General features: G+C 31.7%; 29 protein-coding genes. 19 read left to right on the top strand and 10 right to left on the bottom strand.

All coding sequences use genetic code 11. The annotated features are described in order from the left end of the window. Positions 1 to 46: 46 nt before the first annotated feature. The 16 genes from HA151_RS04260 to fba all read left to right on the top strand — a co-directional run bounded on the left by HA151_RS04260 (position 47) and on the right by fba (position 15,114). On the top strand, positions 47 to 1,663 hold the full coding sequence (locus HA151_RS04260) for a DUF3685 domain-containing protein (protein WP_209106268.1): 1,617 nt from the start codon (positions 47 to 49) through the stop codon (positions 1,661 to 1,663). 14 nt (positions 1,664 to 1,677) lie between these two features. Further along, positions 1,678 to 2,232 carry a thylakoid membrane photosystem I accumulation factor gene (locus HA151_RS04255; protein WP_209106267.1) on the top strand — a complete coding sequence of 185 codons (555 nt, stop codon included), beginning with the start codon at positions 1,678 to 1,680 and terminating at the stop codon, positions 2,230 to 2,232. A 9-nt stretch (positions 2,233 to 2,241) separates the two neighbouring features. Further along, on the top strand, positions 2,242 to 3,408 hold the full coding sequence (locus tag HA151_RS04250; RefSeq protein WP_075440655.1) for a hypothetical protein: 1,167 nt from the start codon (positions 2,242 to 2,244) through the stop codon (positions 3,406 to 3,408). Beyond that, entirely contained in the window at positions 3,409 to 4,464 is a 1,056-nt protein-coding gene (locus HA151_RS04245) for a hypothetical protein (protein WP_025980417.1), read from the top strand. Then, positions 4,461 to 4,922 (top strand): Holliday junction resolvase RuvX, encoded by a 462-nt coding sequence (gene ruvX / locus HA151_RS04240; protein ID WP_209106266.1) that lies wholly within the window; start codon positions 4,461 to 4,463, stop codon positions 4,920 to 4,922. Before HA151_RS04245 ends, ruvX begins: the two co-directional genes overlap by 4 nt. A gap of 26 nt (positions 4,923 to 4,948) precedes the next feature. Next, the gene (locus HA151_RS04235) at positions 4,949 to 5,485 is read left to right on the top strand and encodes a DUF3727 domain-containing protein (RefSeq protein WP_025980415.1); all 537 of its coding nucleotides are present in this window, start codon (positions 4,949 to 4,951) and stop codon (positions 5,483 to 5,485) included. A gap of 5 nt (positions 5,486 to 5,490) precedes the next feature. Then, positions 5,491 to 5,985 carry a YqeG family HAD IIIA-type phosphatase gene (locus HA151_RS04230; RefSeq protein ID WP_011818295.1) on the top strand — a complete coding sequence of 165 codons (495 nt, stop codon included), beginning with the start codon at positions 5,491 to 5,493 and terminating at the stop codon, positions 5,983 to 5,985. Continuing rightward, the gene (proB, locus tag HA151_RS04225; RefSeq protein WP_011862823.1) at positions 5,982 to 7,064 is read left to right on the top strand and encodes a glutamate 5-kinase; all 1,083 of its coding nucleotides are present in this window, start codon (positions 5,982 to 5,984) and stop codon (positions 7,062 to 7,064) included. Before HA151_RS04230 ends, proB begins: the two co-directional genes overlap by 4 nt. A gap of 19 nt (positions 7,065 to 7,083) precedes the next feature. After that, on the top strand, positions 7,084 to 8,118 hold the full coding sequence (gene lpxD, locus HA151_RS04220; RefSeq protein WP_209106265.1) for a UDP-3-O-(3-hydroxymyristoyl)glucosamine N-acyltransferase: 1,035 nt from the start codon (positions 7,084 to 7,086) through the stop codon (positions 8,116 to 8,118). Between the two features lie 28 nt (positions 8,119 to 8,146). After that, positions 8,147 to 9,220, top strand: a complete 1,074-nt coding sequence (gene leuB / locus HA151_RS04215) for a 3-isopropylmalate dehydrogenase (RefSeq protein ID WP_209106264.1) — start codon at positions 8,147 to 8,149, stop codon at positions 9,218 to 9,220. A gap of 89 nt (positions 9,221 to 9,309) precedes the next feature. Further along, positions 9,310 to 10,206, top strand: a complete 897-nt coding sequence (locus HA151_RS04210; protein WP_025881193.1) for a phosphoribulokinase — start codon at positions 9,310 to 9,312, stop codon at positions 10,204 to 10,206. 140 nt (positions 10,207 to 10,346) lie between these two features. After that, positions 10,347 to 11,228, top strand: coding sequence for an acetyl-CoA carboxylase, carboxyltransferase subunit beta (accD, locus tag HA151_RS04205; RefSeq protein ID WP_209106263.1), 882 nt, complete (start codon positions 10,347 to 10,349; stop codon positions 11,226 to 11,228). 1 nt (position 11,229) lies between these two features. Beyond that, positions 11,230 to 11,622: a hypothetical protein gene (locus tag HA151_RS04200; protein ID WP_209106262.1), complete on the top strand. Its 393-nt coding sequence runs from the start codon at positions 11,230 to 11,232 to the stop codon at positions 11,620 to 11,622. Positions 11,623 to 11,624: 2 nt separating this feature from the next. After that, the gene (locus HA151_RS04195) at positions 11,625 to 12,722 is read left to right on the top strand and encodes a Gfo/Idh/MocA family protein (RefSeq protein ID WP_209106261.1); all 1,098 of its coding nucleotides are present in this window, start codon (positions 11,625 to 11,627) and stop codon (positions 12,720 to 12,722) included. 103 nt (positions 12,723 to 12,825) lie between these two features. Beyond that, positions 12,826 to 13,893 (top strand): class I fructose-bisphosphate aldolase, encoded by a 1,068-nt coding sequence (locus HA151_RS04190; RefSeq protein WP_209106260.1) that lies wholly within the window; start codon positions 12,826 to 12,828, stop codon positions 13,891 to 13,893. A 147-nt stretch (positions 13,894 to 14,040) separates the two neighbouring features. Further along, the gene (gene fba, locus HA151_RS04185) at positions 14,041 to 15,114 is read left to right on the top strand and encodes a class II fructose-bisphosphate aldolase (RefSeq protein ID WP_011376344.1); all 1,074 of its coding nucleotides are present in this window, start codon (positions 14,041 to 14,043) and stop codon (positions 15,112 to 15,114) included. A 50-nt stretch (positions 15,115 to 15,164) separates the two neighbouring features. Here the strand turns inward: fba and purQ are convergent, their stop codons facing one another. The 5 genes from purQ to HA151_RS04160 form a co-directional block, all read right to left on the bottom strand. Further along, positions 15,165 to 15,830, bottom strand: coding sequence for a phosphoribosylformylglycinamidine synthase subunit PurQ (gene purQ / locus HA151_RS04180; RefSeq protein WP_025945869.1), 666 nt, complete (start codon positions 15,828 to 15,830; stop codon positions 15,165 to 15,167). A 1-nt stretch (position 15,831) separates the two neighbouring features. After that, positions 15,832 to 16,086, bottom strand: a complete 255-nt coding sequence (gene purS / locus HA151_RS04175) for a phosphoribosylformylglycinamidine synthase subunit PurS (protein ID WP_011376342.1) — start codon at positions 16,084 to 16,086, stop codon at positions 15,832 to 15,834. Positions 16,087 to 16,185: 99 nt separating this feature from the next. After that, a complete protein-coding gene (locus HA151_RS04170) occupies positions 16,186 to 16,350 on the bottom strand; it encodes a hypothetical protein (RefSeq protein ID WP_209106259.1) in 165 nt (54 codons plus the stop codon). A 45-nt stretch (positions 16,351 to 16,395) separates the two neighbouring features. Further along, the gene (locus HA151_RS04165; protein ID WP_209106258.1) at positions 16,396 to 17,460 is read right to left on the bottom strand and encodes a GTP-binding protein; all 1,065 of its coding nucleotides are present in this window, start codon (positions 17,458 to 17,460) and stop codon (positions 16,396 to 16,398) included. A gap of 9 nt (positions 17,461 to 17,469) precedes the next feature. Beyond that, a complete protein-coding gene (locus tag HA151_RS04160; protein WP_209106257.1) occupies positions 17,470 to 17,982 on the bottom strand; it encodes a pentapeptide repeat-containing protein in 513 nt (170 codons plus the stop codon). A gap of 63 nt (positions 17,983 to 18,045) precedes the next feature. Here HA151_RS04160 and HA151_RS04155 point away from each other — a divergent pair, with 63 nt between their 5' ends. Genes HA151_RS04155 through ilvD form a run of 3 tightly spaced genes read left to right on the top strand, consistent with a single transcriptional unit; the run spans position 18,046 to position 20,680 of the window. Next, a complete protein-coding gene (locus HA151_RS04155; protein ID WP_209106256.1) occupies positions 18,046 to 18,663 on the top strand; it encodes a uracil phosphoribosyltransferase in 618 nt (205 codons plus the stop codon). A 29-nt stretch (positions 18,664 to 18,692) separates the two neighbouring features. Beyond that, a complete protein-coding gene (locus tag HA151_RS04150; protein ID WP_032526055.1) occupies positions 18,693 to 18,983 on the top strand; it encodes a hypothetical protein in 291 nt (96 codons plus the stop codon). Between the two features lie 23 nt (positions 18,984 to 19,006). Further along, entirely contained in the window at positions 19,007 to 20,680 is a 1,674-nt protein-coding gene (gene ilvD, locus HA151_RS04145; protein WP_209106255.1) for a dihydroxy-acid dehydratase, read from the top strand. Between the two features lie 21 nt (positions 20,681 to 20,701). Here the strand turns inward: ilvD and HA151_RS04140 are convergent, their stop codons facing one another. The 5 genes from HA151_RS04140 to HA151_RS04120 all read right to left on the bottom strand — a co-directional run bounded on the left by HA151_RS04140 (position 20,702) and on the right by HA151_RS04120 (position 25,190). After that, positions 20,702 to 21,088 (bottom strand): hypothetical protein, encoded by a 387-nt coding sequence (locus HA151_RS04140; protein WP_011818278.1) that lies wholly within the window; start codon positions 21,086 to 21,088, stop codon positions 20,702 to 20,704. Beyond that, a complete protein-coding gene (locus HA151_RS04135) occupies positions 21,078 to 21,626 on the bottom strand; it encodes a CIA30 family protein (protein ID WP_209106254.1) in 549 nt (182 codons plus the stop codon). Before HA151_RS04135 ends, HA151_RS04140 begins: the two co-directional genes overlap by 11 nt. 30 nt (positions 21,627 to 21,656) lie before the next feature. Continuing rightward, positions 21,657 to 22,394: a 6-phosphogluconolactonase gene (gene pgl, locus HA151_RS04130; RefSeq protein WP_209106253.1), complete on the bottom strand. Its 738-nt coding sequence runs from the start codon at positions 22,392 to 22,394 to the stop codon at positions 21,657 to 21,659. After that, positions 22,382 to 23,800, bottom strand: a complete 1,419-nt coding sequence (gene gndA / locus HA151_RS04125) for an NADP-dependent phosphogluconate dehydrogenase (protein ID WP_209106252.1) — start codon at positions 23,798 to 23,800, stop codon at positions 22,382 to 22,384. Before gndA ends, pgl begins: the two co-directional genes overlap by 13 nt. Before the next feature lie 94 nt (positions 23,801 to 23,894). Further along, positions 23,895 to 25,190: a glucose-1-phosphate adenylyltransferase gene (locus tag HA151_RS04120; RefSeq protein WP_209106251.1), complete on the bottom strand. Its 1,296-nt coding sequence runs from the start codon at positions 25,188 to 25,190 to the stop codon at positions 23,895 to 23,897. Positions 25,191 to 25,272: the final 82 nt, after the last annotated feature.

Here is a 25,272-nt window from a genome sequence, read left to right as displayed (position 1 = left end):
GCAGTAATTGTTAGTTAATTTTGTATAAGAGATAAGAAATCTAGTCTTGGAATTAATTTCAAAAAAACCGATATTGATTATTGCTCCAAGCTTAATAGCAGAATCTTTATCGCTTAAGTTAACATCACTAGACCAAAATTTAGACATTAATTTTAATAATGGAACAGGTGATAAAACTCCTGATTTAGTTATATGGAATGTTCTTAATTTCCAATCAGAAGATCTTATAAGGTTAGAATTATTAAAATTAAAAGAAAGATATGATGAGTCAAAGTTTCTTATAATTCTCTCTGGCGAATTTGTTTATGAAGCAAATACCTTTCCATCGTTAAATGCTGAAGGTTTTCTTTTAAATCCCAGTGCAGAAAAAGTTCTTGAATCTATTGGTACCATTTTAAATGGAGGAAGGGTATTTGATATTGAAAATAATCCCCAAGTTAAGCTTAACAAAAATAAACCTCTCTCCTTTAGTCAAAAAATTCTAACTTCAGGTCTCAAACAAATAGATTCTGAAATTAACTATATATTCAAATATGTCAACTCTGATTCAACACCAGAATTTTATAAATTCATTTTAAAAGGAAGATTAAGAGAACTTATTACTGCAAAATCTTTTCTAATTTTCTTATGGGGTAATTCACTAGAACTTTATACAGAGGCAGTTTATACTGAAAATAAAATTAATCTTGAAAATAAGAACACTGTATTTATTAAAGATAAAAATACTACAGAAATATGGAATTTAATTTTAGATAGACTAAAAGAAAGGTATAGCTCAACTAACTTAGAGGTTGAATTCAATAATTCATCAATAATTCTCTCTGGGATAAAGAAAGAATTCATTTCACGACTAATTTGCAAAATGTTAGATGAGTTAGATAATTTAGTTAAAAATATTAAGGAAAACTATAAGGAGAAAGATTTTAAAGATGATTTAAATTCTCTTATAAAAGAACTTAAGGTTAATACAATTTCAAACATCACAGACAGCTATTTTCGATTAAAAAAAGGAGGCGAATCTATTTCAATAAATGATTTTATTTATAATGAAGTAAGTTGCGAAGAGATAGATAGAGAATCACATGAATCAATTATGTTTATTGAGCCAATTATTAAAAATGAAGCTCTTGACTATGATGGAAAATTACTCCCTCTATATGAAACAGAATCGTTTTTGATCCTTGAAAATATTATTTCAAACTGGACAATAAGGAACTGTAATTTATTAGCTTCTGAAATCTTTAATATTTGTTCTTCTTGGCCTGAATTAAGAACTGTACTTATAAATCCCGAATTACAATCGACAAGAAATTTTGAAAGATTTAGAAATAATATTAATAACTACAATCGCTGGCATGACTACATTTATATGCCTATCTACTTGTATGAGAGTAAAAGAGAATATATTGATATTATCGATAAAAAATTTACCCGTTACTTTAAAAATGAAAATAGGGAGAAAGAATTAGAGAATCTAGAATGGCTACAAAAACAAGTTACATTGTTAGTTGAGATAAGAGATGCCGTAGCACCTCAGTTAGAAGTTGCTGTAAAATATATCGGTAATCTTTTCGTAACTTTCCTTACAAAGGTCGTTGGTAAAGCTATCGGTTTAGTGGGGAAAGGAATCCTTCAAGGATTAGGAAGATCAAGTTCAAAGTAAGTTATTAAACTTTAATGAAAATAATTCAATGGATCCTTATAGCATTAATTTTCTTAAGCCCATTTAAAGCAAATGCCTCTAGAGATACTGATAGTTACGATGGCAACATTTTCCCAATATACGCAGGTAATGGGGCTATAGTTCCTCCCCAGACAACTCTTCAGGAATCATTAAAAAATAAAAGAGTTGCAGTTTTATTTTTTTATCTTGACGACAGCTCGGATAGTAAAGCTATGGCTCCGATAATATCCGGTTTAGATTTGATATGGAGAAATAATATAGATATCATTGCTCTAACTACTGATGAATTACAGGATAAAGAAAAGTCTGATCTTAGAAATGAACCTAATTATTATTGGAACGGATTAATTCCACAAACCATTATTTTAAATAGTGATGGTGAAGTTAAATTTGATAAAAATGGAATGATTAATATCGATGAATTAAACAAAGTTATTGGAGAACTAAAGGGAATTGATATAGAAGAAACGACATTTTCTGTAGAAAGTTTTAATGAATACAACAGTATCATTTCTGAAAAAGAAAAAAAAAATAAAAACAAAAATTAATTAAAAAAAATGATATTAATAAATATCTTCCTAGTTCTTTTAATTTTTTTAATTATTTCAGATTTATATATTAAAAACTCACCCAAATCAAAGTTAAATCTGGTACCTATAAATTACAAAATCAAAAAAAAGGATGGTTTAAACGAATTAATTATTGATTTAAAAATAACTAATAAAAGTAAAACTAAAGAGACTATGGTTTCTAATATAAATTTTGAGTTAGATTGTTTTAAAAGTAAAGGTAACGAATATTGCCAAAATTTTAATTATCAACAAGATATTTACATATATGAAAATAATAAAATTAAGAATTTAAATAATTACTGGCCAACAACAATTATCAAGTCAAATTCAGAATTATTTGTAAGAATCATATATAAATTTAGCAATGATAATTTTAGAAAAAAAATAAAATATCTATGGTTAAAAATATATTGGGAGAACTATGGACATTTTGGTATTTCAAATAATAAGGATTGTTTCTTAATTAATTTAGATGGTCAAAAACAAAGGCCGAAAGAAGTTTTTGAAATTCCAATAAATAATAAATATAAAGCACTTGCTATTAAAACTGATTTACTTGGTTGCTTTGATAACCCAGTAAATACTGTGATTGAATACTGTAAAGGAATTATAGAAGAAAATGATATTTTAACTATCGGTGAGAGTCCGCTAGCGATTATGCAAAATAGATATATTTCCCCTCAAAATTTAAAATATAGTTTATTTTCGAAAGCTTTATGTTATTTTTTTCACCCTACAAGCAGTCTCGCAACAGCTTGCGGGATGCAATTATTAATAAATAGAATCGGAGTCACAAGAATAACCTTTGCACTATTTGTTGGATATCTCTTCAAATTAGTTGGGATTAAAGGTATGTTTTATAGGTTAACTGGTTCAGAATCATCCCTCATTGATGATATAAGCGGTACAGTTACACCTTACGACAAGAGTATAGTTATGGGTCCTCTCAATGCGGATTTATTTTGTAAGGAGGTCTCGAACTATCTAAATATAGATGTTGCAGTTGTCGATGTTAATGATCTTGGAGGTGTGAAAGTTTTAGCAAGTTCAAATAAAAAGGTAAATAAAATACTCAAAAAACACTTATTATCAAATCCAGCTGGCAATGGAGATGAAAAAACCCCTATAGTATTAATAAGAGAAAAAAAGTAAATGAAAAAAGATACCTCTTATTCTTTTCAATCTAAAAAAGGAATGGAAGTAACTTTTGAAGAACTCCATATACGGCACATTAATCTTTTAATAGATATTAAAAATAAGGAATTGAATAATTGGTTTTTAAAGATGGCAATTATCAATACCTTTGATGACTTAAAAATCTTCTTGAATAATCTTAAGAAAAATAAAAATAAATGCATAATTGCTATATATGGAAACGAAATTATTGGTTATTTGAATATTTTTCCTTTAAACAAAAAAGAGACTTGCTTAAAAATATCTAAGCCCAAGTTGATTAAAAGCAAGTGTTCTTTAACCGATAAACAATTAACTTTAGGATTGATAAAAAAATCCATCTCAATAAAAGAAATCAAAACTTCAAGTTGGATAATTAATTCAGATATAAATAATGTTGACCTCATATCGAACGCAAGAGAATTAGGCTTTCAACCTTTAGGAGAGATAATCCTTTGGGATGGTTCTGATCTAAATAAACCTAAAAATCAAAATACCAATGCCTATACATTAATTAATGAATTCCAAAACATTAATAAACAAAATATATTAAAAATAGTTAATTTCATAAGATCAAATCAATCTCCCTTAATAAGAAATATTTTAGATTTTGATCAAGACGACATTCTTAAAAGAAATAATTCTAAGAGTGGTGCCTTAATATATGAAAATTCAGTTTTATGTACAATTTTAAAAGATATTAATTATCAAAATGAAGAAATTTATACTTTAACTATTAGTAGATATTGGGATAAGAGATTCAATTCTATTTTAAAAGAATTTATAAAAAGATTTTTTGAAAAATCACCTGTTTCATATTTAAAAACCTATAAAGAAAATTCTCAATTAAATGTTTTTCTTGAAGAGTGTAATATCAAAGAAAAAAATCAAGAAATAATTCTTATTAGGAACACAATAATTAAGAATGAAGCCAAACAAGTAAATATAATAAATCAATCTTTGGAATCAATCTTTGAAAAATTAAGTCCACAAGGTAATCCATATCCATCTCCTTTTCCATTAAAAACAAAGTGAAATTTTGCAAACCCAAGCCCAAATCAATTTTGAGTTTGGATATAGGTTCCAAAAGAATAGGATTAGCTTATTGTGATCCCCTCTGCATAACATCAAATATACTTCCAGCAGTAAAACGATTTGAAAATAATCAAGAGATTAAAATCATTAGAAATTATATAAATGAATTTAATTTGACTGGTTTTATTGTGGGTATTCCGCTAGATGAGAAAGGTAAAATGACCACTCAAGCTATTGACTGTAAAAATTACGGTCAATTACTTTCAAATGAATTAAAGCTTCCATTTTCTTATGTCAACGAACATAGTTCAACTTGGGAATCTTCAGAAAGATTTGGAATAAAAAAAGATAAATCCGGATTAATTGATAGTTTTTCAGCAAAAATAATACTTGAACAATGGATCGAAGAAGGTCCTGAATTAGAAGAAAAAGCTGGTAAACGTCAGATAAAATATTAGTATTAAAAAGGATAGATAATTTTTAAATGAAAGAAGCCAATTCAAATGATAATTATGATGCACAGACTCTTTTATTAAATGACTCAAATGGAAACGAGCTATTTTGTTATCTTGAACAATTAGTAAGTGTTGAAGGCCAAGAATATGCTTTATTAACGCCAGTTGATACACCAGTAAGTCTTTTTAAGATAAATGAAAAAGATGAACCTGAACTAATTGAGAAAATAGATAAAAATGAACAAATACTAAAAAATGCTGAAGCAGTCCTTCAAGAACATGATTTAAGACTTGTCAGATCAGCAGTTACATTAACAGTATCAGGAGAACTTGAAGAACCAATTTACGATGAATTAGAAGAAGATTACGTCGATGATGATAGTGAGAGTTATGAATTGCTAGTTAACTTTAATCTTTTTGACCAAGAATATGGCTTATATATACCACTAGATCCTTTTTTTATTGTTGGTAAATTAAAAGACAAAGGTGCCTTATTAGTTGAAGATGATGAGTTCGATAAAATTCAACCTTTGATTGAAACTGAGCTTGAAAAAAGTAGTTCTTAAAATAAATGAGATCTATCCTAAATATTAATTGGGATTCAAACTTACCAATATATAATATTTCTCAATCTGAGTTGCAAAAAAAAGGAATTAATTCTTTATTGCTAGACGTGGATGGGACTCTAGTAAATAGAAAATCAAATATGATCCCAAAAGCTGTAAAAAATTGGATCATAGAATCTAAAAAACTTTTCTCCTTATATCTAATAAGTAATAATCCATCAAAAAAAAGAATCGAAAAAATAGCGAAAGAATTAAATTTAAGTTATAAATACAATGCATCAAAACCTAGAAAAAAAGTAACTTTGTCTGCTATCAAAGAAATTGGCAGAGAGCCAAAAAATATAGCCATTATTGGCGACAGAATTTTTACAGATATTATTGTTGGGAATAGATGTGATATAAAAACAATATTAGTTAAGAGATTAAATAGAGATGGCCTGCCTATAAAATTTAATTTAACTTTGACAATAGAAAAATTAATTTCTCATTTTATAAAATGAAAACTTGGGTTATAAAAATTGGTACTAGTATTTTAAGAGGTACAGAGGAAACATCTACAGAAGAAGTTATTGAAAACCTTTCTAGATCCTTTACAAGTTTTCTTTCAAAAGGAAACAAGTTAATTTTAGTAACTAGTGGAGCCGTTGGATTAGGTTGCCAAAAGTTAAATATTAAAACAAGACCAAATGATTTAAGTACCCTTCAAGCTACTGCTGCAGTAGGTCAAGTTAATTTAATGTCCTTATACGATAAAGTATTTAATAAATTAGGTCTTAATATTGCTCAAATTTTAATAACTAAAGCTGATTTTAATTCACGAGAATCCTTTAATAACGCTTCTAAAACTTTAAAAAGATTAATCGATTTGAATGTTATTCCAATAGTAAATGAAAATGATACCGTAGCAAATGAAGAGCTTAAATATGGAGATAATGATACCCTCTCTGCTTTAGTTGCCTTGGCTATAAATGCTAACAAGCTTATTTTATTAACCGATATTGAAAATCTATACTCAAAAGATCCACGTAATAATAAAGATGCGCAACCTATTAAAGAAGTTCATAATAGTGAATTAAAGGAAATTAAAGATAAAAATATTCAAAACTCAAATAATGAATGGGGAACAGGAGGAATTTCTACAAAATTAATTTCTGCAGAAATAGCAACAAAAGGAGGAGTCGAAGTCCAACTAGTTGATGGAACTAATAAAAAAAACTTAATTGAAATATTTAATGATAATAAAATTGGAACTTTATTTTATCCAGTAGAAAAACCTATTGGAAACAAAAAAAGTTGGCTTTCACACGCAATTCAAACAGTAGGGAAAATTACTTTAGATGATGGCGCTTCTTTTGCAATTAAAAAAAAAGGTGCCTCACTTTTAGCGGTTGGTGTTAAGAATGTAGAAGGAAACTTTACGATTAATCAGGCAGTTAAAATCGTAAATACAAATGATAAAGAAGTTGCAAAAGGTTTAGTATCAATAAGTAGCGACAAATTAAGAAGTATCTTAAATAATAAAGAAAATAACAACTCCTCGATAATTGTCGTTCATAGAGATGTTCTTGCTCTCTCTTAGAAAAAATTAAAATTGAAAAATGCTTTTAAGTGATTTAGTTGATCTAATAAAAAAAGGAAATTCAAATTTTATTAGTGCCAATATTTTCGAAGATTTAAACATAGATGATGCTGCCTCATTAGATGCTGCAGTTAAACATCAAATATCTTTTTTAGAGGAAAATAATATCCTTAAAGAAAAATTAGATCAAACTAAAGCCTCAGCAATAATAACTACTAACAACGATGAAATTGTTAGTGCCCTAAAAAAACTCAATATATCTAACATAATCGTTAAAAATCCAAGAATTGCATTTGCAGAAGTATTGGATTATTTATATAAAACTATCAATTTCAAACCAGGAATTCATGCTTCAGCAGTTATAGATAAAACAGCAATAATTGGAGCAGATTGCCATATTGGACCTAATGTCTATATTGGAGAAAATACCGTAATTGGAGACAATAATCATATTCTTCCTGGATCATCAATTTTAGGCAATGTTCAAATAGGAAATAATAATATAATTCATTCTAATTGTGTTATTTACGAAAATACCATTCTAAAAAATAATTGTGTAATTAATTCAAATTCTGTTATTGGATCAGAGGGATTTGGTTTTATTCCTGAAAATGGCAAATGGGTAAAGATGCCGCAAAAAGGTGGTGTAAAAATAATGAGTTTTGTAGAAATTGGAACTAATTGTTGTATTGATAGACCCGCAGTTGGATTTACTTTTATTGATGAGGGAACAAAGTTGGATAATTTAATACAAATAGGTCATGGCGTAAAAATTGGAAAGAATTGTGCATTTGCAGCTCAAGTTGGTATCGCTGGAGGCGCAAATATTGGAGATGGTGTTATTTTGGCAGGGCAAGTAGGAGTCAATAATAGAGTAAAAGTTGGTAATAATGTCATTGCGAGTTCAAAATGCGGAATACATTGTGACATTGAAGATGGCAAGGTAATAAGTGGTTTCCCCGCGATGGAAAATAAATCATGGCTAAGGAGTTCAAGTATTTTTAAAAAATTACCAGAATTAGCAAAAAAACTTAGACAATTAGACAAGCAATAATTTATTGTTCTATTAAACAAAAATTTAAATGAAGAAATATAAGATTGTTTTATTGTCAGGAGACGGAATTGGACCAGAGATTTCAGAAGTTTCAAAAAAAGTTTTAAAAAAGCTTTCAAAAAATCATAATTTCGATATTGAGATTATTGAAAAATTATTTGGAGGGATAGCGTATGAAAAATATGGTACTCCTGCTCCAGATGAGACACTAGATCAATGTAAAAAAAGTGACGCAGTACTTTTAGCATGTGTTGGAGATATTAAATATGATTCTCTTGCAAGAGAATTAAGGCCAGAAAGTGGGTTACTAAAGTTAAGATCTGCCCTAAACCTTTTCGCAAATATCAGGCCTGTCAAAATAAGAAAATCTCTATTAGATGCAAGTACATTAAAAAAAGAAATCGTTGAGCATGTAGATCTTATTGTCGTAAGAGAATTAATAGGAGGAATTTATTTTGGAAAACCAAGAGGCCACATAACAAATACAAAAATCCCAAAAGCTTTCAATACTATGGTTTATGATTCGGCAGAAATAGAGAGGATTACAGAAATAGCAATAAAAATTGCTAACCAAAGAACTAAAAAAATATGTTCAGTTGACAAATCAAACGTTCTTGAGGTTAGTCAATTATGGAGAGATACAGTTTTAAATATCACCTCAAAAGATAAAAAAATATCTCTAAACAATATGTACGTTGATAATGCAGCAATGCAATTAGTTAGAGATCCTGGTCAATTTGATGTAATTTTAACTAGTAATTTATTTGGGGATATTTTAAGCGACTTAGCTGCAATGTTAACTGGTTCCATTGGTATGCTTCCATCTGCTTCTCTAAACAATAATGGGCCAGGAGTTTTTGAACCTGTTCATGGTTCGGCTCCTGATATAGCTGGTAAAAACATAGCCAATCCTATAGCAATGCTTTTATCTGCTTCCATGATGTTAAAAATTGGATTAAATGAAGAAGAAGCTGCAGAAAATTTAGAAACTGCCATTGATAAAGTTTTATCAAAAGGATTTAGAACAGCAGATTTAGCTGATGGGTCTTCTGAAGTTTTATCTTGCAGTGAAATCGGAGATAAAATAATGAATGAAATTTAAAAAAAAATTAATAAATAAAAAAATATTTTTAAGTAAAACATAAAGTTGGCATATGACCTGTCAGAATCATTAGATATTGTTTTTAAAAAATGTCAAAACGTCATCCAGTAGTTGCTGTAACAGGATCTTCAGGAGCAGGAACAAGTACCGTAAAAAGAGCCTTTGAGCATATTTTTGCCAGAGAAGATATTGTTCCCGCAGTTGTAGAAGGTGATAGTTACCACAGATTTGAGAGAATGCCTATGAAAAAAGCTATGGCGGACGCTCTTTCAAAAGGTGAAAATTTCTCTCATTTTGGTCCAGAGGCTAATCTTTTTGACAAGTTAGAAGAACTTTTTAAAATCTATGGTGAAACTGGAGGAGGAAAGAAAAGATATTATCTACATAGTCTTGAAGAAGCAGAAGAGCATAATACAAGACTTGGGACATCCTTGGAACCTGGACAATTTACTCCATGGGAAGATATTCCTGAAGGTACAGACGTACTTTTTTATGAAGGTTTGCATGGCGGGGTAGAAGGTGATGGATACAATGTGGCATCTTATGCTGATTTACTTGTTGGTGTTGTTCCGATAACAAATTTAGAGTGGATTCAAAAAATCCATAGAGATAACGCAGAAAGAGGTTACTCAGCGGAAACCATTGTGGACACTATATTGAGAAGAATGCCTGATTATATAAATCACATTTGCCCACAATTCAGCAAAACCGATATTAATTTCCAAAGAATTCCCACAATTGACACTTCTAATCCTTTCATATGCAGAAATATCCCAACTCCTGATGAGAGCTTTGTGATCATACATTTCAGAAAAGGGGCAAGAGAGAAATGGGGGATTGATTTTCAATACTTGCTTGGAATGATTAACGATTCATTTATGTCAAGTCCAACAAGTATCGTTGTAAATGGAGGGAAAATGGGTTTCGCAATGGAACTAATTCTCACTCCAATAATTCATAAAATGATTGAGGAGAAAAATAAATAATAATTAATTTTAGATTATCAATTCAAATCATTATATTTTTAACTTTGAGAAGTTTTTAATCTAGAGGATCTCAAATTTTTATATATCTTTCTTGATAAAAGTACCTTACTTAGATTTAAATAGAAAAAACAGGAAAAGTTGTGTCATTAATCGACTGGTTTGCCGCAAGGCGTAAAGATCAATTTGTTGGGAAAGTTTCCCAAGATACTGACGAGGGAGATGGTTTATGGGTTAAATGTTCAGAGTGTTCGCAAGTAGCCTATAGAAAAGACCTAATTTCAAATTTCAATGTTTGTAGTAATTGTGGACACCACAATAGGATTAATAGCGATGAAAGGATAAATATAATTGCTGATAAAAATTCATTCAAAGAATTTGATAGTTCACTAAGTCCTACAGATCCTTTGGGTTTTAAAGATAGAAGAGCGTATGCTGATCGAATTAAAGAAAGTCAAGCAGGTACAGGTTTAAGAGATGGAGTCGTAACAGGTATCTGTTCTGTGAATTCAATGCCTTTAGCATTAGCTGTTATGGATTTTAGATTTATGGGAGGATCCATGGGTTCAGTAGTTGGTGAAAAAATTACAAGGATAATTGAGAGAGCAACTTTAGAAAATTACCCAATTCTTATTGTTTGCGCATCAGGAGGAGCAAGGATGCAAGAAGGTATGTTAAGTCTCATGCAAATGGCAAAAATATCTGGAGCACTAAAAAAACATAAAGAGAAAAATCTTCTATATATGCCCTTGTTAACTCATCCAACTACTGGAGGGGTAACAGCCAGCTTTGCGATGTTAGGTGATTTAATTTTGGCGGAACCTAAAGCACTTATTGGATTTGCTGGAAGAAGGGTTATAGAACAAACATTAAGAGAAAAATTACCCGATAATTTTCAAACAGCTGAATATCTACTTGAGCATGGTTTTGTTGATGTAATAGTGAAAAGGAAAGATCTCAAGGATACTCTGACTAAAATTTTAAAAATTCATGGTGTAAAAGAACTTGCAGAATCAAATATATAAAATGAGAATAATTTCTAATTTATTTTATTTTTCTTTAAGCCTTCTACTCTTTATTTTAAACTTTGCTTCCTATTCATATGCCATAGGAAATGTTGATTGGGTTCTCCTTAAAGAGAATGATGATGGGAAAGAATGGCTTGATAAAGGGAGTATTAAGTCGCTGCCAAATGGTGAAATAAGTGTATTAACAAAGTTCTTTAAGAATCCAACTAATTCTGATGAAGATGGAGAGTTATCACTTTATGTAATGAGAATTAATTGCAATGAAAAAAAGTTCAAAGATACATCAATAAATGGAATTCCTCAATTCAATTCAAAATGGCAAACTTCTAATAATGATGAACTTATAGATGTTGTTATTGAAAATAGCTGTTCAGAGTTTATTAATAGATAAGAATGAATATTAAAAATAAAAAATTAAAAATAGCAATCGCTGGACTAGGGTTTGGGAAAAAAGTTCATTTAGAGGCATTAAAAGAATCTGATCACTTAACTCCTGTAGCTATTTATCATTACGAGAAAAAGCAAAAATCGATATTAGAAAAAGAAACGGGCTTAGATTTTTTTCATAATTGGGAAGACTTAGTTAAATCCCCAAAGATTGATGGAATTATTATTGCCACCCCCCCTGAATCAAGATTTAAGTTAGCAAAACAAGCTCTTGAGAATAATAAAAATTTGCTCCTAGAAAAACCCGTTTCAATATCCTCCTCAGAAATTGAAGAGCTTCAGAGAATATCTTTGATTAATAATTTAAGCGTATGTGTTGATTTTGAATATAGAGCAGTACCTCTTTTCCTTCAGACAAAAAAACTTATTGATGAAAATATCTTAGGAGATATATATTTAGTCAAATTAGATTGGTTAATGGGCAGTAGATCCGATCCCAAAAGGTCCTGGAATTGGTATTCATTGGAAGAAAAAGGTGGAGGAGTTATTGGCGCCCTAGGTACTCATGCATTCGATATGTTGAATTGGTTTTTTGGAGAATCAATAAATGTATCTGGTAAGTTAGCTACATCAATCAAAAAAAGACCTTTACCTAATTCATCTGATTTAAATGATGTTACAAGCGAGGATGTTTGTCTCGCTAATATAGAAATATCAAACTATGGCTCCAATCTTATTCCTTGTCAGGTATCCTTATCATCGATTTCAAAAAACGGTAGAGGATTTAGTTTAGAAATATATGGAAGCGAAGGTTCACTTATTCTTAAAAGCGAAAACCAAAAAGATTATGTCCATGGTTTTAATTTGAAATATTCAAACAACGAAAACAAAGTACAAAATCTAACTGCAGATTCAAGCTTTAATTTTGAAAAAACATGGACTGATGGGAGGATTGCTCCAGTTTTGAGAATTCAAAATTTATGGGCTCAGAGTATAATTAATAGAACACCTGTAATCCCAGGCTTATGCGAGGGACTTGCTAGTCATAAAGTTTGCGAAGCCATAAGAGAATCTTCGAAAAGTGGATTAAGTATCAAAATTTAAGGGTATACATTTATAAGTAGCAATTATCACCCGATAAAGTATTCGATTGATTTTATTTTTTTTTCATATTCTGGAAAAATCAATTGAACTGAACTTTTAAAGAATGGCTTTAAATTATTACAAAAATGAGCTTAAAGAAAATGCTCAATTACTAGCTTCTAAAGGAAAAGGAATATTAGCGGTAGATGAATCCACTAAAACAGTAGGGAAAAGACTTGCTGGAATAGGCGTTGAAAATACTGAAGAAAATAGGAAAGCGTATAGAGGAATGCTCTTTACTACAAAAGATCTTGGAAAATACATAAGCGGAGCAATCCTCTTCGAAGAAACTCTTTATCAGAATCACCAAGATGGTGAGTCAATGGTTAAGAAACTAAATGATCTAGGTATTATTCCAGGTATAAAGGTCGATAAAGGTCTAAATCCACTTCCTGGAGCAGGAGATGTAGAAACTTTTTGCTCTGGCCTAGATGGATTGGTTGAAAGAGCAGCAAAATATTATGAACAAGGTGCAAGATTTGCAAAGTGGAGAGCAGTTCTGCAGATTACAAATGATGGTTGTCCTTCAAAACTATCAATTCAAGAGAATGCTTGGGGATTAGCAAGGTATGCAAGATCAGTTCAAGAATCTGGTTTAGTCCCTATTATTGAACCTGAAATCCTAATGGACGGCGATCATACTATTGAAAAAACTGCTGAAGTCCAAGAAGAAGTAATAAAGCAGGTTTATATTGCCTGTCAAGCAAATGGAGTTTTTCTAGAAGGCACTCTATTAAAACCCTCTATGACTGTTAATGGAGCAGATTGTCCAACAAAGGCTGATCCTATAAAAGTTGCTGAAATGACAATCAGAACTATGGAAAGATGCGTTCCAGCTTCTGTTCCTGGAATAGTTTTCTTATCAGGGGGGTTAAGCGAAGAAGCCGCTTCTGTTTATTTAAATAATATGAACACTCTTTACAGGAAAGCTTTATGGAATGTTTCATTCTCCTATGGAAGAGCATTACAGCACTCATGCTTAAAGGCTTGGAAAGGAAGCGACGTTGAAGGAGGTCAAAAAGCGTTAATAGCAAGAGCTCAAGCAAACTCTGAAGCTTCAAAAGGTGCCTATGTAGCAGGATCTCAACCTTCATCTGATGAGCAATTATTTGTGGCAGGCTACACTTACTAAATAAAAAATTTTAAAAATATACTCTGGGTCATAAAATTAGTTTCTTCAATTTAGTATTTTGTATATCTAATGACGTGACATTTGATACCTCTTTATACTAAACTCTCGGAAACATGTGCTTTATATAGCATTTAACTTATTTTAATTATGGCCCTCGTTCCACTAAGACTACTTTTAGATCACGCTGCTGAGAATGGTTACGGTATTCCAGCTTTCAATGTTAATAACCTTGAGCAAGTTCAAGCAATCATGGAAGCAGCATATGAAACTGATAGTCCTGTAATACTTCAAGCCTCAAGAGGGGCAAGAAATTATGCAGGAGAAATTTTCTTACGTCATCTAATCCTTGCTGCCACAGAGACATATCCAAATATTCCAGTTGTGATGCACCAAGATCATGGTAATGAGCCATCAACATGTTATTCAGCGGCAATAAATGGTTTCACATCAGTAATGATGGATGGTTCTCTAGAGGCAGATGCAAAAACACCCGCAAGTTACGAATATAATGTTGCAGTTACTAAAAAGGTTGTAGATTTTGCTCATTCAGTTGGGGTTAGTGTTGAAGGAGAATTAGGTTGCTTAGGTTCATTAGAAACAGGGAAAGGAGAAGCTGAAGATGGTCATGGTTTTGAAGGTGAACTTTCTACAGATATGCTTTTGACTGATCCTGAAGAAGCGGCAGATTTTGTTGCTAAAACAAAAGTTGATGCATTAGCAATTGCTATAGGTACAAGTCATGGTGCTTATAAATTCACAAGGAAACCTACAGGAGAAGTTCTTGCAATAAGCAGAATTGCTGAAATCCATAAAGCACTTCCAAATACACACCTTGTAATGCATGGATCTAGTTCAGTTCCTCAGGAATGGTTGGATATCATAAACAAATATGGTGGTGAGATTCCTCAAACATATGGAGTTCCCGTTGAAGAGATTCAAGAGGGAATAAGAAATGGAGTTAGGAAAGTCAACATTGATACAGATAACAGACTTGCTTTCACTGCAGCGGTTAGAGAGGCAGCATTTGCTGATAAGGCAAACTTCGACCCAAGACATTTCAACAAACCTGCTAGAAAATACATGAAGCAAGTTTGTCTTGACAGATACAAGCAGTTCTGGTGCGAAGGTCAAGCAAGTAAGATCAAACAAAACAGCACCAATTACTTTGCTGATCTTTACGCTAAAGGTGATTTAGATCCAAAAGTAAAAGCTACTGTTTAATTTCTTCCCAAATTAAATAAAAAAAAGACCTCCAAAATTGGGGGTCTTTTTTATTTCAATATTAATGATTTTAATGTAAAGAGACCATCAGTCCCACCAATTGTCTCGTCACATGCACGCTCTGGATGAGGCATTAAACCTAGAACATTTCCCTTTTCATTAGTTATGCCTGCAATATCGAATGAGGATCCATTAGGATTATTTTTATATCTCAAAGCGATCAATTCATTATCTACAAGTTTTTTTAAAGTATCAGAATCACAATGATATCTTCCTTCCCCATGCGCTATTGGCAACTTAATAGTTTGTTTTTCACCTCCATTATTAAACCAACCTCCTTTTGAAGAAATGATATCAAGTTCAACATCATCACAGATGAAATTAAGATTTTTATTTGCAGTAAGAGCACCAGGCAAAAAGCCTGATTCTGTCAAAATTTGAAACCCATTACAAATTCCTAAAACTCTTTTCCCGCTTTTAACAAACTCATCCAAGGCATTTATTAATGGAGAGAATCTCGCAATTGCTCCGCATCTCAAATAATCACCATAGCTAAATCCTCCAGGTAAAACTATTGCATCTACATCACTTAAATCTGAAGACTCATGCCACAAGTATTTTGTTCTTATGTCTAGACAACCTTCCAATGCCCATGAAACATCACGATCACAATTAGAACCAGGGAAGACAACAACTCCTACAGTAAAATTATCCATCTTATAATTTTTCTAGTGAATACTCATAATCTTCAATAACAGTATTTGCGAATAACCTATCACACAATAAATCAATTTTTTCTCTTACTTCGTTTTCACCATTACCTTCTATTTTCACTTCAATCATTTTTCCTATACGTAATGATTTTATTCCCTCGGCTCCAAGTTTTATAGAAGCAGATTTAGTAGCTTCCCCTGCTGGATCTAAAACTGAGGGTCTTAGTCTTACAAAAACTTTTACAGCAAATTGGTCCAATTAAAAATTAATTTCTACTAGAAGATTAGTTTAAATTTTAATAAAAAGTACTATTGATTAATAAACAAATATTTTTTTACCTTAAGGTTTTCTGAGTTTTTAAATGTCTATGTAGCCTCTACCAAAACAAACTAAACAAGTTTTTCTTGAATTTTCAGGTGTTTTAAAATTTCCTGACCCTCCACATTTTGAACATTTTATTTTATTAATTGAAGAAACTTCGTTAGAGATTATTTGTTTTAAAGCAATTTTTGGATTTTCCATCTTGGGCTATCTACTAATTAAGTATCCCGACAAGTAACTATAAAGTCAAATTGCTATTTTTGGTTCACTTAAAATCTTAAATTTCTCTTTAATTTTTTTATTGAAAGTTTTTATGGATTTTTCATCAAAGGAAATTATTACTAATTCAAGCCCAGCATTATCATTTGGTCTCCAACAATTGTCTGGAGCTTCTTCAAACCAAGTATTAATTTTCTTTCCAACAATTTGTATTTGTAAAGGCAATGATTTGTTTGGTATCCAAATACGTCCTTTTATTCGAAGAATGTTTAATTCATCCAAGATTTTTGACATCTCCTTTTCAAAGTCATTTTTTTCAAGGAAATAATTTAATTTAAATGAATCTGTTACAAGCTCAACATGATTATGGTCATGTTCTTCCGTTAAAAATTCTTTATAAGTCTCTTTTTTAAAATTAAAATCAAATAGATAATTTAAATCAATTTTGCCATTCCTGGATTTAAGGACTGGTGTAGATGAATTTAGACTTCCTTGAATTTTATTTTTTACAACGTCAAACTGATCATCATTTAAGATATCTGATCTAGAGACTAAAACGATATCAGAAACTTCTAGTTGCTCCTCAAAAAGTTCATCTATAGTGGCGTTATGATCAATTTTATCTGTTTCGTTATATTGTTTTGTTATTTTATTTAAATCATTAATTGGTGAACCATTTAGCATTGATTCTCCATTAACGATACCAACAACAACATCAAGGTAGATGGAAGACCTAATCTCAGGCCAGTTAAGCGCTTGAATTAAGGGAATTGGTAGTGCCAACCCACTTGTTTCGATAATTATTGATTCGATAGGAGGATTAAATTCTAGGAGAGCTTTTATTGATGGAACAAAGTCATCTTGAACAGTACAACATAAGCATCCATTATTTAATTCGATAACGCAGTCGTCTTCAGATTCATCACATTTATCACAACTTTTAATCAAATCACCGTCAATTCCAACATCACCAAATTCATTAATTATTAAACCAAATTTTTTATTACTCTCTTTTAGTAGATATCTTAGAAAAGTTGTTTTACCTGAACCAAGAAATCCCGAAACAACAATAACTGGAATTTTTTTTTTCATCTTTGATTATTAACAACCTAAGCTATATTCTGTACTCTCTCCTGTAGAACTATTTGTGCCATTAGCAATCGCACATAATTGTTTTTGTTGTGTACGACTTAGAACAGCATCAGTAAAATCTGCACCATCTATTTTTGCGCCTTCAAAATTACTCTCCATTAATAAAGCATTAGTAAAATTAACATCTGAAAGATCAGCATCTGTAAAGTCTGTTGCATAAGCCAGTGCATCTCTTAAATTTGCTCCCGTAAAGTTTGAGTTTTGCAATTTACTATTATTGAACACCGCCCCTTCTAAATTACTTTCACTGAAATTAAACCCATTCAAATCAAACTTAACATATTCGTTTCCGCTTAAGTCTTGACCATGCATATCTGGCTCTAAATTAAGGTCTTGCTGGTTTCTAATCTCAGGAGGTCTTTTAGCCCATGCAGAATTTACAAAATTAAAAAATAAAATCCCAACGAATAACAAAGTAATTAATGCATTCTTAAGTGAGGGGAAGACAATTGATTTAATCATAATAAGACTGTATTTTAGAACTTAAGTATTTAAAGCTTGTAAGAGTATCTTAAAGGAAAATATATGGCAATGTCACTAAAGGTTATTGTTCCTCCTCATCCATTAATAAAACATTGGCTTTCAATATTGCGAGAAAAAAATACTCCAAATATTTTGTACTCAACAGGATATGAGCAATTAGGGAAATGGCTTACATATGAAGCATTACGTAATTGGCTGCCATATAAAAAAGAAATAGTAAATACTGATAATGGAGACGCAGATGGATTCTTTATTAATAATGATTATCCTATAAAAGTGCTCGCAATGATGCCCGAAGGTTTATCTCTTTGGTTTGGATCTAAAGAAGTAATTCCTAATTCAACCCTCTCATTAGGAGAACTTCCTAAAACTATTGAATCAAATGAAGGAATTATATTTTATTCAGAACAAATAACAACAAAATCAGCAACCTTAGAAACTTTAATTAAATTAAAGGAATTAGGTGTTGATTCAAATAGGATTCTTTTAATAACTGCTATTTGCTCAAATAAAGGGTTAAATGAAATTGCGAAATTACTCCCTAATCAGGTAATTTACACGTCTTGCATAGATGAGGAAGACGAAAAAACACAATTATTAGTCCCGGGTATTGGAAATCCTCTATCGCGTTTAAGTACTATATTTCAAGATAAGAACTAATATAGAATATAGGAGTAAATATTTTACCAATGTCTGAATACAGAGATTCGTCTTCAAATAATCTTTTATCATTAATAAGCGGTGCTTTTATTGGAGCAGCAGGTCTAGCTTGGTGGTTAATATCCGAAGCAGACAAAAGAAAGGAGGAAAAAAAACAAAAAGCAATGATGTATTCTTCCAGAATTCAAGACGGCTCAGAAGCGATTGATTCAAATAAAAATATAAATGAAGTTGAAGGAGAGAATCTGGAGAAGAAAGTTGAGCAACTTAATTCTGCAATTGCTGATGTGAGGAAGCAACTTGAAGAGTTGGGGCAATAGAATAAAAAAGGTTCTCAAATAATATGAATAAACTCAGATCATCTGCAATAACCCAAGGTGTGCAAAGATCCCCTAACAGATCGATGTTAAGAGCTGTTGGATTTAATGATGAAGATTTTAATAAACCTATTATTGGAGTTGCAAATGGATACAGCACCATAACACCATGCAATATGGGTTTAAATAAGTTAGCTCTAAAAGCTGAAGAGTCAATAAAAAGATCAGGTGGGATGCCTCAGATGTTTGGGACTATAACAGTAAGTGATGGTATTTCCATGGGAACAGAGGGCATGAAATATTCTCTAGTTTCAAGAGAAGTTATTGCTGATTCAATTGAAACAGCATGCAATGCTCAGAGTATGGATGGAGTACTTGCTATAGGTGGATGTGATAAAAATATGCCTGGTGCCATGATTGCGATTGCAAGAATGAATATTCCCTCAATTTTCATTTATGGAGGGACAATAAAGCCTGGAAAATTGCATGGAGAAGATCTTACTGTTGTTAGTGCATTTGAAGCTGTTGGACAATTAACATCAGGCAAAATTAATGAAGAAAGGCTAATCCAAGTTGAGAAAAATTGTATTCCTGGTGCTGGTAGCTGTGGAGGAATGTTTACAGCAAATACAATGTCTGCGGTTATTGAAGTATTAGGGTTAAGTCTTCCTCACAGTTCCACTATGGCTGCTGAAGATCTTGAGAAAGAACTAAGTGCAGATAAAAGTGCTGAGATATTAGTCTATGCAATAGAAAAAGATATAAGACCTCTAGACCTAATGACAAAGAAAGCATTTGAAAATGCAATATCAGTAATTATGGCAATTGGCGGATCAACAAATGCGGTATTGCACATCTTAGCTATTGCGAATACTGCAGGAATAGATATCAACATTAATGATTTTGAGAGAATCAGACAAAAAGTACCCGTTATTTGTGACCTTAAACCGAGCGGTAAATATGTGACGGTGGATCTTCATAAGGCAGGTGGGATTCCACAAGTAATGAAAATACTTTTGAATGCAGGATTAATTCATGGCGATTGCAAAAACATTGAAGGCAAAACCATCTCAGAATACTTACAAAATATTCCAGATAAGCCACCAACAAATCAAAATGTCATAAGAGACATAGATGATCCTCTTTATAAAAAAGGACATCTAGCTATATTAAAAGGTAACTTAGCGAGCGAAGGTTCTGTAGCCAAAATTAGCGGAGTAAAAAACCCTGTATTAACAGGTCCCGCAAAGATTTTTGAAAGTGAAGAGGATTGTTTAAAATCGATATTAAATAACGATATCAAAGCTGGTGATGTCGTTGTTATTAGAAACGAAGGTCCTGTAGGAGGTCCAGGAATGAGAGAAATGTTAGCTCCAACATCTGCGATTGTTGGTCAAGGGCTAGGAGAGAAGGTGGCTTTAATTACCGATGGCAGATTTAGCGGGGGTACCTATGGTCTTGTTGTGGGTCACATAGCTCCAGAGGCTGCTGTAGGAGGAAATATTGCTCTAATAAAACAAGGTGATTTAATTACAGTAGATGCTGTAAAACAACTTATTGAAGTTAATTTATCTGACGAAGAATTAGAAAAAAGAAAAAAAGATTGGGTAAAACCTATTCAAAAATACAAAAGAGGAATTCTTTCAAAATATTCGAGAATCGTAAGCACATCAAGTTTAGGGGCTGTTACTGATTTATAAATCTGCTCAAATTTTATTTTCTTAATCAATAAAACTTTTTATCCTATTTGCTAAATTTTCCAATCTAGCGCTGTATTTGGGTGAGTTACATTTTTTCCCATTATTGCTATCCATCCATAATGTTTTAACTCCACACCATAATATTGGTTCATCAGGGAAGTTAAGCTTAGAGATTACTAAAACCAATTCTTTATTTGATTTAAAAAGTTCTAACTCAAGATCATAAATTTCTAATCTTTTACCTTCTTTATCTCGACATAAGATATTAACTGTTAAATCAATATCTTCATCTTCGAATTCGTATTCACCATTTATTTTTACTACAGAATGTACAAAAGGTTTATTTGTTAAATCTGCTGACTTAGCGATTAAGCTCTCTATATTTTTAGGTGGATTTTCAAACAACACTTATCGATTTAATTAAAACTTTTATTGAACCCTGTTTAAACTTATTATTAAGTAATCCATCATCACCGAACTTAGAGTGTAGTAGTTGCAATCTTTTAATTTTAGATGGCTTGAATTTAAATGGAAAACGTACTTTATTAGCTCTTACTGAAGGTTTTAACTCACTAAAAGGAATTTGAACATTTGTTGTCCCGAATTTTTTTGTTGGGAATGATTTAATCCATCTAAGTCCACCCGGAATAAATTCGGTTAGTCCTAGTAAATCATCTTCACAAGCGACAGCAAATTTAAAAGTTCTTCCTTGTCCATCAATATTTAATTCAAAGGATGAATACTCAGATACATTTAAAGAAGGTTTATATATAGACGATCTACAACTAACAAATCCTCCTGCTTTCTCTACAATATTACCCTTTAATATCAACCCCGAATTTGAAGTTTCGCAAAAAGCTGAACTTGATCCACCCATAACAGTATCATTTAATGTTTTCCAACCGTCGAACTCCTTTTTCTGGAATAAAAATTTTTTCTTACTCATTAAATAATTTGAATTATTAATAGACTTTAACTAAATTTTTAATTCTTTTGCTGATTCCTGATCACAAAATATTGAAATTTGATTAATAGATTTTATCAATTTTGATGGTGTTCTATCTGGTGGCTCTTTTTCATCTAATAACCTCTCAAGAGCAACTCTTTTAGAAGCTCCACTAACTAAAAATACTATCTTTAAAGAAGCTGAAAGAACCTTTGGAGTTAATGAAATTCTTTTTAAACCTTTACCTTCATTAAAAATAACAAAATCATCTACATTATTATTTTTTTGATAAGGGAATAGTGAGGCTGTATGACCATCGTCTCCAAGACCTAATAATGTTAAATCAAAAGTTGGAGGGTTTGATCCGCATTTTTCAAATAATTTAGAAATAAATTGATTTTTTGTAGCTTCATCATCAGCATTTAAATCATTGAAAATTTCATAAAAAAAAGCTTTAGATCCAAAATTAGTTAACAATGAATTCTTCAACATTAACGAGTTACTCAATTCTGAATTTGGATTAACACATCTTTCATCCCCTAAAAAGACATCAACCATATCCCATCTAAGATCACTTTTTGATAAAAGCTTATAGACAGATTTAGGAGTTGAACCTCCACTTACACAAAATTTAAACCTGTCTTTCTTTTTTAAAGTATGAATAATGTGACTTTCAATAAACTTAAAAACCGCTGTAGATAGGTCTAACTTGTCTTTGTAAATGTAAATTGTATATCCATTTTTAACCTTTTCAATCATTTCATCCATTCAGTATGAAAACTACCTTCCTTATCAATTCTTTCATAAGTATGAGAACCAAAACAGTCTCTCATTGCCTGAACAAGATTCTGAGGAAGTCTGTTGGTTCTGTAACTATTCAAATAATCTAAGGTACTGGATAGACACGGGACTGGTATACCAGCTTTTGTGGATAAAGAAACAACTTTAGCTAAGTTATCTAATCTTGTCGCAATTTCATTATTGAACCAATCATCAAAAATTAAATTTTTTAGATTAGGATCTTTGTTATAAGCATCTTGAATTTTACTTAATAATTTTGATCTGATTATGCAACCACCTTTCCATATTTGAGCAATTGACGGCATATTCAAACCATAGTTATATACTGCAGATGCTTCTCTTAAAATATCCATACCCTGGGCATAGCTAGCAATTGTGGCAAGGACTACAGCATCAAATAAAGGTTTCATTCCATCTGATTTATTTCCTAAATCAAAATCCTCTATCTCTTTAGATGGAATAGTTTTTTCAATCTCACTACGTTGCTCTTTTAAAGAACTCATTACTCTTGCATTTAAAGATGCATAAATAGTTGGGACTGATACCCCCAGTTCTAGAGCACTTACAACAGTCCATAACCCTGTACCTTTCTGCCCAGCTTTATCTAATATTTTTTCCACGACATCATCTCCAGTTATCTCATCTTTTGTATTTAGACAAATCTCTGTTATCTCAACAAGATAAGAAGCTAGTTCATCAGTGTTATTCCAAATACCAAATACCTCTGACATTTGCTGACCGTTCATACCTTTGACTCTCTTCATAAGGTCATAAGCTTCTGCAAGTATTTGTTCAATTCCATATTCAATTCCGTTATGAACAGTTTTCACAAAATGACCTGAGCCTCCTGGTCCAACATATGCAACACATGGTCCGTCTTCAACTTTGGCAGCCATTTTTGTTAATAAGCTTTCTATTGCATCATATGAAGCCTTAGTACCACCAGGCATCATACTTGGACCCTCTAAAGCTCCTTTGGCCCCTCCAGAGACTCCCATCCCAATATATCCAAAACTTTTACTTTCAAGAGTATTCACCCTTCTTTCTGTATCTTTAAATTGAGAGTTGCCGCCATCTATTAATAAGTCTCCTTCCTCGAGATATCCAGAAATATTATCAATGACAGCATCTGTTGCAGGCCCAGCTTTTACCATCATTAGAATTCTTCTAGGTCTCTCTAGCTTGTTAACAAATTCTTGAAGAGTTTCAGCTCCTTCTATATTCTTCCCAAGTCCTCGACCTTGTAAAAATTCTTCAGTTTTTGAGTAAGTCCTATTAAAAACTACACTAGAAAATCCATTTCTCTCTGCGTTAAGAACTAAATTTTCGCCCATAACACCAAGACCTATTAAACCAAAATGTGCCTTGGACATAAAAAATTAAAAAACTCGATAAATACAGTGTGCCTGCAACTTAACAAAATTGCTCAAAAAAAAAACTTATGTCAGCGAAAAACGATGGAAAATTTTAAATAACAGTTCCGTTTGCAATGGTTGCATTTTTAACTACTACAACAATTCCATTTCTGATATAAAAGCCTAATTCTGGCTTATCTGCTTCTTCTACTCGATCTTTATTAATGATCACGACATTATCGCCAATTCTTGTATTCTTATCAAGAATTGCTCTTTTTACAGTAGTCCCTTCGCCTACTCCAAGTGGAGTTCCGCCCCCTTTTCTTAATTCAATCCTCTCTTCAGGGGATTCAAAGAAATCGGCTCCCATAACAAGAGTATCCTCAAGAACCGAGTCACTTTCAATCCTGCTTCTTACACCTAAAACACAATGTAAAATACTGCATGACTTCAAGATTGTGCCTTCACAAACAATTGAATCAGTAATTTGAGCATCTACAAGTTTAGAAGGGGGTAAAAATCTAGGTCTAGTATAAATTGGAAATTTCTCATCATAAAAACTAAATGGAGGTTTTGGTTGCTCAGTCAATGCAAGGTTTGACTCAAAGAATGCTCCAATTGTGCCGATATCTTCCCAATAATCATCGAATACATAACTTTTAAGAGTATCGCCTCTATTTAGGGCTTCTGGAATTATGTCCTTACCAAAATCCGTATAATTAGGAAATTTATTTAGAAGATCGAAGAGAGTATTTCTGCTAAAAACGTAAATCCCCATAGAGGCTAGATATGGTTTTTCGGCAGCTGACTCTTTACTTAATCCGAATTTTGAAGTATCTACTGCCATTGCCTTCAACTTCTCTCCAGTAGGCTTTTCACTGAATTCTTTTATATTTCCTAAATCATCTGTTCTCATGAGGCCAAAACCTTCTGCTTGAGATTCATCCACTGGCAAAGCTGCGACAGTTAAGTCAGCTCCATTATCTCTATGATGTTGAACGAATAAACTGTAATCCATTCTATACAGTTGATCACCTGACAATATTAAATACTCGTCAACATCCCATTCTTGAAATAGCCATTGGTATTTTCTTACAGCATCAGCTGTACCTTCAAACCACTTCGGACTATCAGGAGTCTGCTGCGCAGCCAAAACCTCCACAAATCCTTGGCCAAAAGGTCCATTTAAATTATATGTTCTTCCTATATGTCTATTTAGAGATGCACTATTGAATTGGGTCAATACGTACATTTTTTCAATGCCTGAATTTATACAATTACTAATTGGGATATCTATTAAACGATATTTACCTGCCAACGGCACAGCAGGTTTAGCCCTCATTTTTGTTAGAGGGTAAAGTCTAGAACCTTTTCCTCCTCCGAGGATTATGGCCAACACACGCTTCATTAAATCTAATGGAGGTAGATATACAACTATTTAAAGTAACTGATTATGGACATATTTAGAAATACAGATGGTCAGTTTACAA

This window comes from Prochlorococcus marinus XMU1419 (assembly GCF_017695955.1).
Taxonomy (GTDB): domain Bacteria; phylum Cyanobacteriota; class Cyanobacteriia; order PCC-6307; family Cyanobiaceae; genus Prochlorococcus_A; species Prochlorococcus_A marinus_AD.
This window is presented reverse-complemented; position numbering and strand designations above follow the sequence as displayed.

Coding starts and splice junctions, on each gene's coding strand:
- HA151_RS04255 (WP_209106267.1), top strand. CDS start 1,678: ATGAAAATAATTCAATGGATCCTTATAGCATTAATTTTCTTAAGCCCA.
- HA151_RS04250 (WP_075440655.1), top strand. CDS start 2,242: ATGATATTAATAAATATCTTCCTAGTTCTTTTAATTTTTTTAATTATT.
- HA151_RS04245 (WP_025980417.1), top strand. CDS start 3,409: ATGAAAAAAGATACCTCTTATTCTTTTCAATCTAAAAAAGGAATGGAA.
- HA151_RS04235 (WP_025980415.1), top strand. CDS start 4,949: ATGAAAGAAGCCAATTCAAATGATAATTATGATGCACAGACTCTTTTA.
- HA151_RS04230 (WP_011818295.1), top strand. CDS start 5,491: ATGAGATCTATCCTAAATATTAATTGGGATTCAAACTTACCAATATAT.
- proB (WP_011862823.1), top strand. CDS start 5,982: ATGAAAACTTGGGTTATAAAAATTGGTACTAGTATTTTAAGAGGTACA.
- lpxD (WP_209106265.1), top strand. CDS start 7,084: ATGCTTTTAAGTGATTTAGTTGATCTAATAAAAAAAGGAAATTCAAAT.
- leuB (WP_209106264.1), top strand. CDS start 8,147: ATGAAGAAATATAAGATTGTTTTATTGTCAGGAGACGGAATTGGACCA.
- HA151_RS04210 (WP_025881193.1), top strand. CDS start 9,310: ATGTCAAAACGTCATCCAGTAGTTGCTGTAACAGGATCTTCAGGAGCA.
- HA151_RS04200 (WP_209106262.1), top strand. CDS start 11,230: ATGAGAATAATTTCTAATTTATTTTATTTTTCTTTAAGCCTTCTACTC.
- HA151_RS04195 (WP_209106261.1), top strand. CDS start 11,625: ATGAATATTAAAAATAAAAAATTAAAAATAGCAATCGCTGGACTAGGG.
- HA151_RS04190 (WP_209106260.1), top strand. CDS start 12,826: ATGGCTTTAAATTATTACAAAAATGAGCTTAAAGAAAATGCTCAATTA.
- fba (WP_011376344.1), top strand. CDS start 14,041: ATGGCCCTCGTTCCACTAAGACTACTTTTAGATCACGCTGCTGAGAAT.
- purQ (WP_025945869.1), bottom strand. CDS start 15,830: ATGGATAATTTTACTGTAGGAGTTGTTGTCTTCCCTGGTTCTAATTGT.
- HA151_RS04170 (WP_209106259.1), bottom strand. CDS start 16,350: ATGGAAAATCCAAAAATTGCTTTAAAACAAATAATCTCTAACGAAGTT.
- HA151_RS04165 (WP_209106258.1), bottom strand. CDS start 17,460: ATGAAAAAAAAAATTCCAGTTATTGTTGTTTCGGGATTTCTTGGTTCA.
- HA151_RS04160 (WP_209106257.1), bottom strand. CDS start 17,982: ATGATTAAATCAATTGTCTTCCCCTCACTTAAGAATGCATTAATTACT.
- HA151_RS04155 (WP_209106256.1), top strand. CDS start 18,046: ATGGCAATGTCACTAAAGGTTATTGTTCCTCCTCATCCATTAATAAAA.
- HA151_RS04150 (WP_032526055.1), top strand. CDS start 18,693: ATGTCTGAATACAGAGATTCGTCTTCAAATAATCTTTTATCATTAATA.
- ilvD (WP_209106255.1), top strand. CDS start 19,007: ATGAATAAACTCAGATCATCTGCAATAACCCAAGGTGTGCAAAGATCC.
- HA151_RS04135 (WP_209106254.1), bottom strand. CDS start 21,626: ATGAGTAAGAAAAAATTTTTATTCCAGAAAAAGGAGTTCGACGGTTGG.
- pgl (WP_209106253.1), bottom strand. CDS start 22,394: ATGGATGAAATGATTGAAAAGGTTAAAAATGGATATACAATTTACATT.
- gndA (WP_209106252.1), bottom strand. CDS start 23,800: ATGTCCAAGGCACATTTTGGTTTAATAGGTCTTGGTGTTATGGGCGAA.
- HA151_RS04120 (WP_209106251.1), bottom strand. CDS start 25,190: ATGAAGCGTGTGTTGGCCATAATCCTCGGAGGAGGAAAAGGTTCTAGA.